This window comes from Companilactobacillus nuruki (assembly GCF_002872255.1).
In the GTDB taxonomy this organism is placed as follows: Bacteria; Bacillota; Bacilli; order Lactobacillales; family Lactobacillaceae; genus Companilactobacillus; species Companilactobacillus nuruki.
In genome coordinates, this window is sequence record NZ_NIPR01000005.1 from 42,505 (window position 1) to 59,031 (window position 16,527).

The window sequence follows — 16,527 nt, forward strand, 5'->3', positions numbered from 1 at the left end:
TGCTCTTATTGAGGTGGTCTATTTTTATATAGACAACTTGGGTGGTACCGCGAAAAGTCTTTCGTCCCAGTTATTATTAGTTTAATAACTGGGACGAAAGACTTTTTTATTTTGCAATTATTATATAAAACAGGTTGATTAATGAATCAACCTAACTTGGAGGAAATTATTATGGACTTGATTATACCTAAGGACTACGATCCAAAACTATCTGTTAAAGAAACACAAAAAGCTATTCAATATATTCGTGAAACTTTCCAAGATGAATTTGGTAAAGAACTAAACTTGTCTCGTTTATCAGCACCTATGATGGTCGAAAAAGGTACTGGACTTAACGATAACCTAAATGGTGTCGAATCCCCTGTTTCCTTCACTATGAAAGGTATCCCCGGAGAAACAATTGAAATTGTTCACTCATTGGCCAAATGGAAACGACTAGCTTTGAAACGTTACGATTTTGATATGCATGAAGGTATTTATACAAACATGAATGCCATTAGAAAAGATGAAGACCTAGATAACATTCATTCAATTTACGTTGACCAATGGGATTGGGAAAAAATAATTGCTAAAGACGAACGTACGACTGAAACTTTGGAAAGTACTGTTAAACAAATCTTTAAAGTCATCAAACATATGGAGCACGAAGTTTGGTACAAATTCCCTACAGCTGTTCATCACCTACCAGACGAAATCCACTTCGTTACAACCCAAGAACTAGAGGACCGCTGGCCTGATAAGACCCCTAAAGAACGTGAAGATGCTATTTGTAAAGAACTTGGCTGTGTCTTCTTAATGCAAATTGGTGGTGCTATGAAGAGTGGTAAGAGACATGACGGACGTGCCCCTGATTATGACGATTGGAAACTAAACGGTGATATCTTATTTTGGTATGAGCCATTACAAAAGGCCCTAGAAATTTCAAGTATGGGTATCCGTGTTTCTGAAGAATCAATGAAAGAACAATTGAAGATTGCTGGCGCTGAAGACCGTGAAAGTCTTCCATTCCATAAAATGCTTCTAGCTGGAGAACTACCATATACAATTGGTGGTGGTATCGGACAATCACGTCTATGTATGTTATTGCTTGGTAAAGCACATGTTGGTGAGGTTCAAGCTGCTGTTTGGCCTGAAGACCTTCGTAAGAAATGTGATGAGAATGGTATTCATTTGCTTTAGGAATTTTTGATTCTCCCCTGTTTAAAAAAAGTTCACTTCATAATTAAGAAGTGAACTTTTTATTGTTTTCCATAAATTTATATATAATTAATCTTCAATCCAGACAATGAAACTAACCCTCGAATAGTAACACTAGGACTATCAGCAGCAACATCAGAGAACCCAACTTCACTAACGCCTCCTAAATTATTATCAATTTCCTTTATAACATTCCAATTTTTGGGTATATAAAGTTCAATACCACCTAAAGATGCTTTTACATTGATAACAGCTGAATCTTGAATCTTAACATTTTCAAAATAAACTTTGGCATCTCCCATTGAAACATCAATATCAGCTTTTTTGAAATCATCAGATTTAACATAGCGAATACTACTACCCATCTTCACATATACATTCACATCGGAATCACTGACCGTTTCTACATCAGGATCGGCGTGCGAATCAAAATTTACATATTCTTTACCATTCCAATGACCACCATAATTATGGTGTCTTAACCAAGGACGTTTCTTAGCAAGCAACGGTCTAAATATCAATGACAGACCAATCGAGATCAACAACGCAGCTCCCAGTATAGTCCATGGTGTTAATGCCATAATTCCCAATGGTTTAGCGTACAGAATCGCCAGAAAAGCCAAGGAAAAAACTGTTCCCGGAATAGCAAAGTAAACTAAGCTCTTAATTAAGACTGCTGCTAAAAAAATTGTTGCGACTATTGTCCAAAAACTAAAGGTGTATGTTATCAAATGTAATTGGCTAACTACTAAAATGGCTGCACTCAATAACAAGAACAAACCCCAGAAAATTCCATTTCTATTCCGCATATTTATAACTCCCTTTGACTTAATTTTATTTTCAACTCTTTTAAAAATCTCCGCGAAACATATATTTGTTTATAAGTATTTTTAAATTCAACCAAATTACCGGTTACCGACCTAGATAATGACAATATCTCGTTAACGTTTAAAATTGAAGATTTAGATACCCGCAAGAAGTTATCAGGTAAGTTCTCTTCTAATTCATACAACCGATAATGAATCAAAAAGGCATTGTTGACGGTATGTGCATAAACATTTCTATCATTGGTTTCAAAAAATAAAATCTCCTTTAATTGCAATGAATAAACCGTTTCACCGATATAACCACTGAGATGATTAAATTTATTTTCAACATCTTTCAAACTATTAATAATGGCACGAACTTCATCATCTTGCTTATTTGCTTTAATGATGACCTCTTTTTCATTGTAGTCTGACGAAATATCAAGTTTTATCAACACATTAAATCAACCCCCTTTCGCTAAAGGTATTACACCACATTGAAAATTTTATGTATAGCTTATTTGCTTAAGTGGTTCTTTTATAAAACTAAGTGGTAAAAAAATATAGCAACCATCGTGGTTACTATATCGGTATTCTTTATTTAATTATCAGCTACATAATTCAAAAATGACATAAAAATACTTTGTAAATTGTTTTTGGCAGTTGTAAAAGTTCCTACATCGACACCTGTCAGTTCTTCCTCCCCAAAATAGCGATTCTCAATATACATATGATAGGCCAATTCAATTTGAATAGCTTGTACTCTTTCATTTTCGCCATAACGAGAAGTAATGAATCCACCCGAAAACGGATGATTATTAGAAACCGTATATCCCTTCTTCTGAAATTGGTCGGTCAAAAATTCTCGTAATTTTCCAGTGGATGCTTTGTCATACTTATTCCCCAAGACCACATCATCGGTCTGTATATCCTCGTGAGGGTAAACGGCAAAACTATGTAAATCCAACAAATAAACCTTAGAAAAGTTTTTTAACTTATCATCAATTAATCTTTGTAATTGTTGATGATATGGTAGGTAAAATTGATTAATTCGTTGATGAATTTGATTTTTTGTTAATTCGTGCTTATAAATTGGCTTGTTAAAAGTTGTCTGACTATAAACAACCTCATGTCGATAATCCCCATCTAGATCAATCATTTTCGTATCTCGATTAGGATCAGCCACATAACGATGTAAATTATTTTCTAAAGTAGTAATCCCATTCTGGGGAACAAAGTCATACAAATCTTGTAGAAACCAATCAACATTTGTCAAAATACGATCTGGTAACATTTTTGTTTTAATTCCATTCGGAATCAACGTTCCACTATGTGGTAGATCAACAATTATTGGAAATTCATTAATTCCTTCATTATATACTGTAAAATTATTCAAGATTTTCTCCTAATTCCAATTTCCAAATGCCATTTCTTCTAACAATTCACTTTTGCATTTGGGACAATGCCAAATTTCATCATTATCTTCAAATTTTAATCTAGTTGTTCCACGTGTTCCCTTTGTAAATATAACTTGTTTTAAAACACTTTTACAATATGGACATGGATATTTTGATTCAAAATCATCAATTTTAAAATAAAATTTACTGAATAAATAAAAATCATTTGGACAAGCATATAGTTTGTGTCGATAACTATCATTTGGTTTTATCCCAGAATTTAACAAACTAAGTGCTTGATTTGAAATATCTTTATTATCAACTAATTCCACCAAACTTGGGTCTGACCCATAAAAAATATAATCAGGATGATACAACATCCCTATCCCAAGCCAGGCTTCAATTCCATAGCCACATTTACAACATCTTAAATTATGAATTTCTCCCATGAAACAACCATCTCATTTTCTTAATTAGTAAATAAATGTTATCATATTTTACAACAATTATAGTTACAACTTAGGAGGATTTTATGCAAACTGTAGACAAAGTTAAATCCACCGGATTGGCTAGATTCACATCCCTTGTATATCTTTATACAGGTTTAGGAATCGCCTTTTGGATGATTTGTGCACAAGCAATAGCTAATAACCGGGCCGTTTCGATGGCAATATTTCAAGGAATGGCGCAACACCGAATTATCTCAATGATTTTAATGCTTGGTATTCCATTTGCCTTCATTAGTCTTTGTGGTCGTTTTGCGACAAGATCTTATTTCTTAACTTTCTTAAGTTATTTAGGATTCTTAGCAACACTTTCGGTTATCGGTGTTCCCATTTTCTATATTTACTCAGCTAAGAGTATTATTCAATCTTTAACTGTAACATCTGCCGTTTTCATTGTATCGGCTGTTATTGGTTTCATTACTAAAAAAGATTTAACAAAATGGAATCGTACTTTAATGACTGGATTATTTGCTATCATCGCTGTTGAATTGATTAACGTTTTGATTTTTAAGAGTTCGCCATTGATGATGTTGACAAGTGCCGCAATTATTATTTTATTCTTGTTCTACATCGCCTATGATTCACAAAACATCAAACGTATTTATGCTAACAATTCTTCATCACAAAGTCTTGGTGCTTTAGCACTACTTGCTTCTGTAAACTTGGTACTTGATTTCATTAATGTATTCTTAAGTATCTTGCAAATCTTTGGTAATAATAATTAATATATGAAAAAGCCTCGTAGTTTTAACCAATACGGTTAAATTACGAGGCTTTTTCATTTTTCATAGCTAGTCTTTATACCAACTTTGATCATATTTAGAAGAATGTAATTCCCCATCTGAATAATCATATGATTCAACAATAGAACCGCCACCATCTTGATTAAACCTAATCTTGACGTGACCATTATTGTTCTCAACGATATCATAGGTACCGGTTTTATCACCTAAATCATAAGTCCCATCTGAGTACAGAGCTAAATCCGGATCAACGGTATACTGGCCTATCAAAGAATTATCAGATGAATCACTTGAATCATTGTCTGAATTGGTTTCTGAATTATCATCATCTTTTTCTTTAATGACTTTGGTTACAGTTTTAGTAGGTTCTGGGGCTTTCTTCACATTCATAGTAATTGTTGATTCATTATTATCAACCCCTATACTAATCTGCTTTTGTTTATTCTCTTCAGATTTACTTGTATTAGATATTTTCAAGTCATAAACACCAGGAGTCATCTTAGAAAGACGATACTCCCCGTTTATTACTTTAGCAGCTACACTTTTTCCATCAACCGTAAAAGCAGGATTATCTATATTAGTATCTACCATTACAAATTTTGTCTTCATAACAATTTTATATTTTGGATAAATCAGTAAATTTTTACCAAATTGTTTAATACTAAACACATTATTAGTTTGGTTCTCACTTATTTGCGATTCAATATCATGAACAACTGAATTATCTTTTAGATAAAGCCTTTTCAATGCACCAATTTGACTATCAGAGAATTGTTTTCCATCTTTATTCACTAATACATTCTTCATTTTAGAAGAACTACCACTAGTCAACTCATCCTGCAAAGATTGTTCCTGACGAGCTTCACTGTAATACATATTGCCTGCAAAGTATCCAACTACTAAAACAATGACCAAGATAATAATGGCAAAAATGGATCTATTATTGTCATTAGGTTCCTTCATAACTGGTTGGTTCTTAATCTTGCTTTCCCCTGACTTTACAGTCTTGGTATTCACATCCGATTCATCTGACTCATTTTCTTTAATATATTTTTTTATATCTAATCCACAATTGGGGCAAAATTCATCATTTTGATCTAATTTTGTTCCACATTGAGGACAATAATCTAATTTATCCATAATAAAAATCCCCTATTTTTTCTGTACTGTTTCATATAACAATCGAGCTATTTCCTGATGCCCTAATTGATTAGGATGAAATTGATCTTTTTGACGGTCATAAACTTGGCTATACCCCAAATCATTCGCTGTTACTTTAGGATTATTTTTCCAAATAGTTGATAGATCAACTATCGGAACATCATATTTTTTTGCAATGTTTTTTATTTGTTGATCATAAATCACATCATTTTCAATGTACTTACCGTCACTCGGAGACCAAGTTGTTAACAACAAAATTTTTGAATTAGTTTCTGATTTAACACGACTTATCAAAGTATCTAAATTATTAGTAAAATCACCTAGATTTTTAGAATCAGTTCCATATGCCGAATCATTAGTCCCAAATTCAATAGTCGTAATATCCGGTTGTTGATCTATCAAATACTGAACATTAGGTAACCCAAAATTAGTTACTGTCTTACCAACAGAAGAGTTATTGACTTCCTTAACTGTTTTGCCAGTACCCTTTTGTAAATCATCGGCAAATAAAGTAGTAAAACGATCGTTTTGATCATTTGAGAAAAGACCTACCGACAAAGAATCACCTAAAGCATAATAAACCAGTGAATCTTTTTTTGAATTCTTCAATGAATTTAATATTGTCATTTTTTTTGAAGTTTCTTCTGTTCTCTTAGTTTTCTTCTTTATCTCCGTTTTAACAGGTGTTCTTTTAGCAGATTGCTTTCTCGCTTGGGTACAAGCTGTTCCAAATATCAAAAGAAATATCATTGAAATGCAAAAAAAGAAATATCTTTTTTTCATTATCCAAGGACTCCCTTAAAAGCACCCCAACCAAGTGATGAATATTGAGAAGCTAAAGAATCATACATTAATTTAAAAATAAAATATAAAACAGCACTATTTAAGATTAATGTAATCACAGCAACATAAATTCTATCTAATTTCATTTTTCCTTTATCAACAATAATTGATGCAACATATGAAACCAGCCATATATTTGACATTAATACTAATAATACAATTAAGAACTTTACGAGACTCCAATCTGAAAATGAATCTAAGTTAGCTATATTACTTGGCATAGCCACAAATATTACTAACACCATAATGATTTCTAAAATAATCATAGAATTACTGAAACTAGCTAATTGATTGGCATAATCAAAAATTTTCACATTATTATCGATAAGATACTTCTTACATAGAAATCCAACAACTAAAAAGACAGCGAAGTATAAAAATGAGACAAAAAACAATTTCAAATATAACGACAATCCGTTGGGCATATTAATCACGTCACTATTAGTACCACCCAAGACCGATGCATATTCATTGGCAACTCTAAGTGCATCACTTATAGCTCTATGACCAATAATATAAACCGACCAAGCAACTAAAATTGCATTAATAAGAAATGAAACTAATCCAAAATATTTATTATCATAATTAACTTCAGATGGATTAATTATTGAATCTTTATACCAAGAAAAATAATTTAATGAATGTTTTTTAATCTTCTCAACCGTTGCTTTACTACTAATATTTTGAGATGCTGATTCTAAATCTTGATTGGCCTCAATTGGTGTCCCACATTTAGTACAAAACTTAACTCCTGGTTTTAGTTCCGCACCACAATTCTTGCACTTCTGCATAAAATTCCCCCGACTTTCTTAACAAATATATTTTCATAAATTAATTATAGCAAAATAAAACCTATATCAAGGAATAAAAATTATAATAAATACTTTTTCCCGCTATCTGCTAAACAAATAATTTGCAAACAAGAATATATGGTAGTAATATACGTATTTCATAAAGAGACTCAAAAACAGTTGGCCCTCATATGCTAGGTTTTTGAGTTTTTTTATTGAGCAAAAATGCCCTTGCAATGTGATTGCGAGGGCATTTTTAATTATTTAGATAAACCAGCATAGATTTTATCAATATTCCATTTCATCATTGAATAATAGGTATCACCAGTCGTACCCTTCTTAGCTAAAGAATCAGTAAAGATTTTCGAATAAATCTCTAGTCCAGATTCTTTTGACACTTTGTCCATTGATTTGGGTGATACCGAAGACTCTACAAACAAATGTTTTACATCTGAATTCTTAATCTTACTCAAAACTGATTTCATTTGTTCAGGTGTCCCTTGAGCCTCAGTATTAATTTCCCAGATATAGGCCGGGGTAACATGATAAGCTTCTGAGAAATATTTAAAGGCTCCTTCAGATGTAACCAATAGTCTCTGACTTTCAGGAATACTTAAATACTTCGACTGTGCTTCCTTATGCAACCTATCTAATTTAGCTATATAAGCTTCAGCATTATCTTGATAATAACTAGCATTCTTAGGGTCTTTCTCCTTTAAAACATTAGTTATAGTTCGGACATACATAATTCCATTTTTCAAATCCAACCAGGCATGCGGATCTTCTTCTTTAACATTAGTAGTTAAATGCTTAGCTTTCACATCTTCACTTGCCGAAAAGACCTCTTTATCAAAGCTCTTATGTGAAGTCTTGACTAACTTGGTAAACCAACCATTCCCACCTGTCTCAAGATTTAATCCATTATGGAAAATAACATCTGCATCAGATGATTTGGATACATCTGTTGGTTGAGGTTCGTATTCATGAGGATCAGTACCTCGCTTAACAATACTATAAAGTTCTATTCGCTCTTTACCAACGTTGTGAACCATATCTTCAAGAATAGAATTAGTAGTTACAACTTGTAGCTTTTGGTTTCTAGTAGCGGTACCTGCGTTATTATCACGATGATATAAAAACATGTAGACGCCACTTATCATTAGGATGACTCCAAGTAATGTAATCAAAATTCGTTTCATCGTGACACACTCCTTTTCAACTTAAAGAAGTTTTGTTTAGGTGAAAAGATAAATGATAATGCAAACAATAAAGCTGCCACTAAAACAATGGCCGGGCCTGATGCCCAATTGAATGTGTAACTAAAATACAATCCAGTCATGGATGATACAACGCCCATAACAGCAGATAAGATTAACATCGTTCCAAGTTTATCTGTCCATAAAAAGGCTGTTGCAGCGGGTGTTATCAACATAGCCACCACCAAAATAATCCCTACTGTTTGTAAAGCTGAAACTGTCACTAATGTAAGAACTAACATTAACGCATAATGAATCACTTGAACATTTAATCCATATGTTTTTGCATAAACCTCATCAAATGATGTTACTAGTAACTCTTTATAAAAGGTCACTACAAAGAGAATTACAATACCTAAAACTACTGCAGTCGTCATAATATCAGAATCGCTGACAGCTAGAATATTTCCAAATAGAATATGATGCAAATTGGTGGAACTTTCAGCCATTGAAATTAAAATAAATCCTAATGCGTAAAAAGCACTAAAAACTACTCCAATTGACGTATCAGTTTTGATCTTACTTCTTGAAGCCACAAAACCAATTAACAAAGCAGCCAAAACCCCAAATAGTGAAGCTCCAATCAAAATATTGATTCCCAACATATAAGCTACAGCAACACCTGGTAAAACCGCATGAGATATGGCATCTCCCATCAAAGACATTCCTCGTAGAATAATAAAACTACCAATAATTCCCGACATGATACCAACCATAATAGCGGTTAATAAAGCACTTTGAAGAAAATCATACTTTCCCAAAGCATTGAAAAATTCAATAATTGATGTCATCACTGCACACCTTCCTTTTCCTGAAACAATACCGAAGAAAGATCTGCACTAAAGGCACTTTCAATATTTTTAGAATTATAAACCTCATTAGCAGGTCCAAAATCTACAATTCCATGGTTCAAAATTACCAAATCATCAAAATATTTCGTTACTTTGTTTAAATCATGATGAATTACAATAATCGTTTTGTTCTCATCACGCCATTGTTTCAGTATATTCATAATGGCAGTCTCACTTTGTAAATCAATCCCCACAAATGGTTCGTCCAGAATAATGATTTCGGCTTCCTGAACAATTGCTCGTGCCACAAACACTCGTTGCAACTGTCCCCCAGAAAGATTACCAATTTGGCGCTTGGAAAACTCATTCAAAGATACTTGCTCTAAGGCATCATGACTAGCTTGTTTTTCCAACTTCCCTGGATTTTTAAACAGGCCTAATTTTCCATAAGTTCCCGTCATTACCAAATCAAAAACATCAATTGGAAAATTCAAATCCAAATCCTTTCGTTGTTCTACATACGCAATTTGTTTTTGAACTGATTTAATTGACTGACCATTGTAATCAACATTTCCTTTACGTACTTTGATAAAATTAAGAATTGCCTTGATCAAAGTAGATTTACCTGCACCATTCGGTCCAATGATTCCAGTGATTTTACCAGCGTTGAAATTAACGGCAACATCAGAAAATACTGGTGTGTCATCGTAAGCGACAGTGAGGTTCTTAACAGTTAACATAAAGAGCCTCCATTCTTTTAGCGGTCGTCCCGCTCTATTGTTAGAGTATCATATAGTTAAATAAGCTTCAACAAATATATTAGGCATACTTAATTGTTATTTTAATTGATATTAATATGCTTATATAAAAAAATAGCTCCAGTAATCAAAATCGATTACTAGAGCTATTAATTTAATCCTCTATTTATAAATTATTTATTTTCAGAAATGGCCTTGTTAACTGCCTCTTTTTCATCTTCAATTAACTTAACATTAGTTTCAATGATCTTAATATCCATCTTAATTTCACGTGTTAAACCAGGTGTATTAACCTTTGGTTCAAAGAAAGCTTTAAACTCTGCTAAACGTGCTGGTGTATGGAAGATCATTGATGTAACAGTAATATAAGTAGCAAATTCCATATCGCCACCGACTGTATCTTCAAGCCATGACCAATCATTTCTGATCCAATCCCAAGCGGCTTGTTGTGATTTTTCGTTAGCCAAAGTTCCACGATACCATGAACGAAGATCTTGAGGCTTAATAACTCCTGCATCTTCAAATTTACTGATTAGTTTGCCAATTAATTCAGCATCGGGTGTACTTGTAATAGCAACTGACAGATCTGCCTTGTAACTTGGATCTGCTGATTTAACATAATCATTTAATAAATTATCAATCAACTCTTTATTACCATAATTCTTAACTTCATTTCTTAAAACTAACAAGCGAATATCAGCTGACAAACCAACTAAATTATCCTTATTAGCAACAAAGATATCATGTGCTTTAGCAATGGCATCTTTATTTTCTGCATACAATGAAGCATTCAAGACATATGGTCGAGTCAATTGATCATCAATTGACTCATTAGCCTTTGGTTCCCAGCCCAAGCGCTGTACCTGTTTGGCACTTAGTTTATCATAAAAAGCTTTTAGGGCTTCTTCTTCATCTGAACCAGGTGCAACAAACTTCTTCAAATTATTGGCAACTCGATACAAAGCTGCATTAACGACAGTTGATGAACTTTGAGCAAACTTAGGCAATAGTGGCACGATTGAAGCATAAGAAATTTCACGTGCATCAGCCAACAAACGTAAATCTTGTAAGATAGCCAATTGTGAGATGTCATCAATTGAATCAACATTATCAAGAATATCTTTCAACAAAGTGTCATCATATTTAACAATAAAGTGAGAGTTATTGCCGACGTTTAGACGGAATGGAGCTTTGGCTGCATTATGCAATTCCTGATAATCACCCACAACAATTGTTTTATCAGACATAATTTGAGGAGCAGCACCATAATTGCTACTCAAAGGAATTTGCCATAAACGACCTTCATCTTTACCTTCACCAATAAAGAATTGTTGTTGCGATAATTGAATCTTTCCATCCACAACACTAGCAGAAACAACTGGATAACCAGGTTGTTCCAACCATGAATGCATAATTGCTCCGATATCCATACCAGAAGCATCACCTAGAGCATTCCAAAGATCGTCACCTTCAGCATTGCCATATTTATGTGCTTCAAAATACTTCTTCAACCCAGCACGTAAATTGTCATCACCTAATAAGGCACGAACCATAACTAACATTCTTGCACCTTTAGCATAAACAATTGCTGAATCGAAAAGTGAATCAATTTCGGCTGGATCATTAACTTGCACGTGAACTGATTGAACACCATCAGTAGCATCACGTTGTAAAGCAGCTGGAACATCTGATGTTTGGAACATTTCCCAAACGTGCCAATCAGGTTCAATTGCATCAACAGCAACGTATTCCATCATATTGGCAAAACTTTCATTTAACCAAAGGTCATCCCACCACTTCATAGTTACAAGGTCACCGAACCATTGGTGAGCCAATTCATGAGTAATCACAGTTGCAACAAGTTGTTTTGTGTCTAATGCCGTATTATCAGGATCGACCGTCAAATATGCTTCACGATAAGTTACTAATCCCCAGTTTTCCATCGCACCAGCTGAGAAATCTGGAAGAGCAAGTTGCCATGAATGTGGTAGCGGATATGGAGTTTGGTAGAAGTCTTCATAAAATTCAATCGCACGCTTAGCAATATCCAATGCAAAATCAAGTTCTTTAGGTTGATGAGCCTTTGTAGCGAATACACCAACCTCAACTCCACTCTTAGTTTTGGTAATCTTACTTTGTAAGTCACCAAATGCAAATGCAATTAAGTATGTTGAGATTTTAACAGTAGTATCAAAATAATGAATACCATTTTCAGTACGAATTTCTGGCATATTAGCCAAAATCGTTTCTCCTGGTTGTTCATCAAATTTAATTGCCATATCAAATTTAGCTTTTGCTTCTGGTTCATCAACACATGGAAAAGCTTGACGAGCAAAAGTTGTTTCAAATTGTGTCCCAATAATTTGTTTCTTAACTCCATCGACTTCATAATATGAAGGATAAATGCCCATCATTGAATCAGTCAACTTAGCATTATAGGTAATTGTTAAAGTAACTTGACCAGCCTTAACTAGATCAATATTAATAGCTTCATTTTCATTATCAATATCGAATTTAACATTTTGCCCATCAGCCTGAACTGATTCAATATTCAAATATTTTTGATTGATTGAAATTGAAGGTACTAAAGCCTCACCATCAATAACAGTTTTACCAGAAAATTGTTTTGTACCTCGATTAATATCTAAAAAGACATCATAGCGGTTTGGTTGAAATTTATCATAAAAACGTTTTATTTCAGTCATAAGTTCCCCTTTAATCATTTTTTAATATACTTCTAATTTATTATAATAATAACATTACATAACTTACAATAAAAAGATTACATACCGTCTAATTTATTCCGTTCATTCGTAAAGCGTGTAATTTTCTCATGTAAAAACGCTTTTTGTGATTCTATACTAGCAATTTTTTGATTTAAGCCCTCATTTAAACGTTTTAAAAAAGCAATTCCTTCATCATAACTATCAACATCAATTTTCTCATTAAATAATTGCATCATTCTTTTAATTTCAGAGATTGTTGCACCCAATTGTCGAAGATGAACTACTTTACTAAGTTCATCAAGATTATTATCAGAATATATTCTTCGATTATTGTTGTCTCGTTGAACATTGGTTAATAGATTTTCCTTCTCGTAATATCTTAAAGTATCATAACTGACTTCAAATTTTTTAGAAACTTCTTTGATTGAATACATTACTTCATCTCTTATCATTAATTTGCTTGCGCTAGTGTAACACCAGCATGCTAGAATAGCTATCAATAATATGATAAAGAGGATATTAATATGACCAATGAAATTATTACATTAGTAACCGGAGCTAATCGTGGTATGGGATTAGAAATTGTCAAAGAATTATCAAAAAAAGATCAACAAGTTATTTTAGGATCTCGTGATCTTGCTAAGGGTAAGGCTGCTGTTAGTAATTTGAACCAAAGTATTGATGTAGTCCAATTAGACGTCACCGATGAAAAATCAATTCAAGAAGCTGTAGAATTTGTTACCGATAAATATGGAAAGCTTGATATTTTAATTAACAACGCTGGTGCGGTATTTGATAATCGCAAGCTTCCTTCAGAAATTACACAAGATTCTCTAAGAGACGACTTTAACCTAAATTTCTTTGGACTCATAGCTGTTACCCAGGCCTTCTTGCCTTTATTAAAGCAAAGCTCACAGGCAAAAATAATTAACATTTCTAGCATGATGGGATCAATGACTGAGGCCTTAAATCCTAAATCTGAAGTCTATCAAGCTAGTGCCGTTGGTTACCAAGCCTCTAAATCTGCATTGAATATGTACACTGTTCAATTAGCCAAAGAATTACTCAAAGAAAATCTACCTATAACTGTTAATGCTATTGATCCCGGTATGGTTGCTACTGAATTTGGTGGCGTAAACCCAGAAATGGCTAAAAAAATGGGAGCCAAACCTATTGAACACGGAGTAGCTAGAACTATTGAATTAGCAACTGACTTCGACAATAAATCAACTGCTACCTTTACCAATACCAATGGAATTGTTGCTTGGTAGTATAGATTCAAAAAAGCCCAGTAATCGAAATTAATTACTAGGCTTTTTTGGTGTAGATAATACTATCTATTATTGAATAGCTTTTACCAAGTTATACCATATTTCATCTGCATGATTTGAATCCGCAATTCCTTTATTTTCAAAACCATTTTTCAAATAAAATGGTACGTTACGTTCCAAACTAGTCAATGAGATACTCTTGCGTTTTGCTAATTTGGCATTTTTCTCAATAGCATCTAATAATTTACTACCAATACTATGTCCTCGATATTCTGGATCAACCGCAATTGTAAAAATAATCTGGTTTCCTCCAGTTAATACGTTATCCGGTGTATGTTCATACATCCAATCTTCAACATACTCTTCTTCAGTAGCAGGACCGACTAGAAAACCGACAACCTTATTGTCTATTTTGGCCACCAGAAAAGTATCGTTTAATTTTTTGATTCTATCTTGATATTGTTCTTTAGTACCTGCTTCTTCAGAAGTAAACCCTAAGTTCTCAATTCTTAAAATCGCTTGTAAATCGTTCATTGTTACATTAGTTATTTCCATTTCTAATTCTCCATTTTTAATAGGTACTAGCGACCTGTTTAACAATAATCCACTTACCATTCTTCTTCTCATAGTACATTTTCATTTGTAAAGGCCAAGTATTGACACCACTGCCCCAGATTTTGGCCTGAACACGATTCTGACCTACTAAGCTGGCCTTACTACCATCAATTTCAATATCCTTAATATTATCTTCTTTCGAAGATAAATATTGCATCTCTTCATTTTGAATCTGATCGATCCATTCTAATTTTGGCTGAACGTAACCTGTCATATGAGTCAAATTCATTGATGGGTCCAAAATATCATTTAAACGATTAAGGTTCTTTTCCACCATTGCTGTATTTTCATCACGATATAATTGTACAATTACTTCTTTATCTGTCATTTCTATCACGCTTTCTTAACTTACAAAGAGCATGATACCAACATTTTTACTCACAAACTATTCTTAAACTAAGGTCTAATCATAAGTAAAAATTATGCAAAACTCTGTTTCAATAAGTCAGCAAAACTTTCAATATAATAACCTGAATTATCAGCCTGCCAATAAGCGTAATAGTTTTGCATCAACTTACGATCGCCTTTAACCAAAGAAATCATCTTCACAATATCTTGATCCAACTGCTTTCTCATTCGATGGTTAATTATCAAGTAACCTTGATTAGACGCAATCAACATCTGTGCCTCATCGTAATTCCTTGCCAAAACGAATTCACTTTTCACACCTAAAATATCTCGATAATATTCCTCTTCTGTTCCTTGTTGATTACCATCAACGATTAAAATACACGGGACATCTGCCAAATCAGCAATATCAATTTTCTTATCATCAACTGGCAAAGAATGATTAACAGCAACCATAAATTCACTAGACGTCAAAAATTGATTCTGATATTCATTTGATAAGGCTCGACGCTGATCTGAGAAATTCAAATCTAGTTTACCTGTACGCAACAATTCATAGAGTTCTTCGTGTGTCCCACTACTAATCTTGATTTTCACCTTGGGAAACTCTTGCGTGAATTTAGAAACCGTCTGTAAAAATTCAGTTGTTCCAAAGCTCCTTAAATAACCAATACGAAGTTCTACTTCGTCATTTTTTTCAATTTTGATAGTATTTTTAACTAATTGATCCACATTAGCCAAAGTATCCTGACTGTGTGTATAGAAATATTGACCCGCCTCAGTTACTTCAAAACTACGCCCTTTTCTATTCAATAATTTCACACCCAAATGACTCTCTAATTCCTTCATCTGTTGTGAAATAGCTGATTGAGAAATATTACAGTCGACTGCTGCTTGCGTAAAACTATGATTTTTTACAATTGCTATAAAGTACTGCATCTGTTGAAACATTTCTTCACCTCAAACACCATTATTTAATATATTAACCATTCATTGTGTGTCCCTTAAAATAATATTAATATTATAACCATGTTTGCTAAGGGGAAAATAACAATATGCGTAAATTTAGTTCTAGATTAACCATTATCCTATGGGCATTAGTCGTTGCATTCTTAATCAAGGACATTGCTGTAAACCACGGACTTAATAATTTTGATATCAGTATTAATTTTAAAGATCCTTTTGGATGCCTTTTTTCCATCACAATGTTAGTTACGGCATTTGATTATATTTATTACCATTTAATTTATCCTAAGAAAAAATAGTCTCTACAAAAATAATCCATTCAAAAGAAACAGACCTAATAATCAAGATGATT

At 33.2% G+C, this 16,527-nt stretch carries 19 protein-coding genes and 1 other annotated feature (1 of these 20 only partly in view); of the genes, 4 read left to right on the forward strand and 15 right to left on the reverse strand.

What is annotated here, in order from left to right:
- Positions 1-72, forward strand: a binding site (T-box leader) (it extends 178 nt beyond the left edge of the window).
- 99 nt (positions 73-171) lie between these two features.
- Complete coding sequence (gene asnA / locus CBP76_RS02335; protein WP_102195324.1) at positions 172-1,179, forward strand: aspartate--ammonia ligase; 1,008 nt, start codon at positions 172-174, stop codon at positions 1,177-1,179.
- A gap of 77 nt (positions 1,180-1,256) precedes the next feature.
- Here asnA and CBP76_RS02340 read toward each other — a convergent pair whose 3' ends face one another.
- The 4 genes from CBP76_RS02340 to CBP76_RS02355 form a co-directional block, all read right to left on the reverse strand.
- Positions 1,257-2,006: a LiaF transmembrane domain-containing protein gene (locus CBP76_RS02340; RefSeq protein WP_102195325.1), complete on the reverse strand. Its 750-nt coding sequence runs from the start codon at positions 2,004-2,006 to the stop codon at positions 1,257-1,259.
- A 2-nt stretch (positions 2,007-2,008) separates the two neighbouring features.
- Complete coding sequence (locus tag CBP76_RS02345; protein WP_102195326.1) at positions 2,009-2,461, reverse strand: LytTR family DNA-binding domain-containing protein; 453 nt, start codon at positions 2,459-2,461, stop codon at positions 2,009-2,011.
- Positions 2,462-2,604: 143 nt separating this feature from the next.
- Positions 2,605-3,399: an N-formylglutamate amidohydrolase gene (locus CBP76_RS02350; RefSeq protein ID WP_102195327.1), complete on the reverse strand. Its 795-nt coding sequence runs from the start codon at positions 3,397-3,399 to the stop codon at positions 2,605-2,607.
- Between the two features lie 9 nt (positions 3,400-3,408).
- The gene (locus CBP76_RS02355; RefSeq protein ID WP_102195328.1) at positions 3,409-3,849 is read right to left on the reverse strand and encodes a hypothetical protein; all 441 of its coding nucleotides are present in this window, start codon (positions 3,847-3,849) and stop codon (positions 3,409-3,411) included.
- Positions 3,850-3,932: 83 nt separating this feature from the next.
- Between CBP76_RS02355 and CBP76_RS02360 the strand changes: the two genes are divergently transcribed.
- Positions 3,933-4,631: a Bax inhibitor-1/YccA family protein gene (locus tag CBP76_RS02360; protein WP_102195329.1), complete on the forward strand. Its 699-nt coding sequence runs from the start codon at positions 3,933-3,935 to the stop codon at positions 4,629-4,631.
- Between the two features lie 66 nt (positions 4,632-4,697).
- On the opposite strand, the gene CBP76_RS02365 is transcribed toward CBP76_RS02360, so the two are convergent.
- The 8 genes from CBP76_RS02365 to CBP76_RS02400 form a co-directional block, all read right to left on the reverse strand.
- Positions 4,698-5,789 carry a zinc-ribbon domain-containing protein gene (locus CBP76_RS02365; RefSeq protein ID WP_102195330.1) on the reverse strand — a complete coding sequence of 364 codons (1,092 nt, stop codon included), beginning with the start codon at positions 5,787-5,789 and terminating at the stop codon, positions 4,698-4,700.
- Between the two features lie 12 nt (positions 5,790-5,801).
- Positions 5,802-6,593 carry an SGNH/GDSL hydrolase family protein gene (locus tag CBP76_RS02370; protein ID WP_102195331.1) on the reverse strand — a complete coding sequence of 264 codons (792 nt, stop codon included), beginning with the start codon at positions 6,591-6,593 and terminating at the stop codon, positions 5,802-5,804.
- The gene (locus CBP76_RS02375) at positions 6,593-7,444 is read right to left on the reverse strand and encodes a zinc ribbon domain-containing protein (protein WP_102195332.1); all 852 of its coding nucleotides are present in this window, start codon (positions 7,442-7,444) and stop codon (positions 6,593-6,595) included. The genes CBP76_RS02370 and CBP76_RS02375 overlap by 1 nt, the downstream gene beginning before the upstream one ends.
- A 260-nt stretch (positions 7,445-7,704) precedes the next feature.
- On the reverse strand, positions 7,705-8,643 hold the full coding sequence (locus CBP76_RS02380; RefSeq protein WP_102195333.1) for a metal ABC transporter substrate-binding protein: 939 nt from the start codon (positions 8,641-8,643) through the stop codon (positions 7,705-7,707).
- Positions 8,640-9,491, reverse strand: coding sequence for a metal ABC transporter permease (locus CBP76_RS02385; protein WP_102195334.1), 852 nt, complete (start codon positions 9,489-9,491; stop codon positions 8,640-8,642). Before CBP76_RS02385 ends, CBP76_RS02380 begins: the two co-directional genes overlap by 4 nt.
- On the reverse strand, positions 9,491-10,231 hold the full coding sequence (locus CBP76_RS02390; RefSeq protein WP_102195335.1) for a metal ABC transporter ATP-binding protein: 741 nt from the start codon (positions 10,229-10,231) through the stop codon (positions 9,491-9,493). The genes CBP76_RS02385 and CBP76_RS02390 overlap by 1 nt, the downstream gene beginning before the upstream one ends.
- Before the next feature lie 191 nt (positions 10,232-10,422).
- Positions 10,423-12,954: a M1 family metallopeptidase gene (locus CBP76_RS02395; protein ID WP_102195336.1), complete on the reverse strand. Its 2,532-nt coding sequence runs from the start codon at positions 12,952-12,954 to the stop codon at positions 10,423-10,425.
- 77 nt (positions 12,955-13,031) lie between these two features.
- On the reverse strand, positions 13,032-13,409 hold the full coding sequence (locus CBP76_RS02400; RefSeq protein WP_166667157.1) for a MerR family transcriptional regulator: 378 nt from the start codon (positions 13,407-13,409) through the stop codon (positions 13,032-13,034).
- 90 nt (positions 13,410-13,499) lie between these two features.
- Between CBP76_RS02400 and CBP76_RS02405 the strand changes: the two genes are divergently transcribed.
- Complete coding sequence (locus tag CBP76_RS02405; protein ID WP_102195338.1) at positions 13,500-14,246, forward strand: SDR family NAD(P)-dependent oxidoreductase; 747 nt, start codon at positions 13,500-13,502, stop codon at positions 14,244-14,246.
- A gap of 69 nt (positions 14,247-14,315) precedes the next feature.
- Here the strand turns inward: CBP76_RS02405 and CBP76_RS02410 are convergent, their stop codons facing one another.
- The 3 genes from CBP76_RS02410 to CBP76_RS02420 all read right to left on the reverse strand — a co-directional run bounded on the left by CBP76_RS02410 (position 14,316) and on the right by CBP76_RS02420 (position 16,160).
- Complete coding sequence (locus CBP76_RS02410) at positions 14,316-14,801, reverse strand: GNAT family N-acetyltransferase (protein ID WP_102195339.1); 486 nt, start codon at positions 14,799-14,801, stop codon at positions 14,316-14,318.
- A 16-nt stretch (positions 14,802-14,817) separates the two neighbouring features.
- Positions 14,818-15,189 carry a nuclear transport factor 2 family protein gene (locus CBP76_RS02415; RefSeq protein ID WP_102195340.1) on the reverse strand — a complete coding sequence of 124 codons (372 nt, stop codon included), beginning with the start codon at positions 15,187-15,189 and terminating at the stop codon, positions 14,818-14,820.
- 92 nt (positions 15,190-15,281) lie between these two features.
- Positions 15,282-16,160: a LysR family transcriptional regulator gene (locus CBP76_RS02420; RefSeq protein WP_102195341.1), complete on the reverse strand. Its 879-nt coding sequence runs from the start codon at positions 16,158-16,160 to the stop codon at positions 15,282-15,284.
- Between the two features lie 104 nt (positions 16,161-16,264).
- On the opposite strand from CBP76_RS02420, the gene CBP76_RS02425 reads away from it, so the two are divergent.
- Positions 16,265-16,474, forward strand: a complete 210-nt coding sequence (locus CBP76_RS02425; RefSeq protein WP_102195342.1) for a hypothetical protein — start codon at positions 16,265-16,267, stop codon at positions 16,472-16,474.
- Positions 16,475-16,527: the final 53 nt, after the last annotated feature.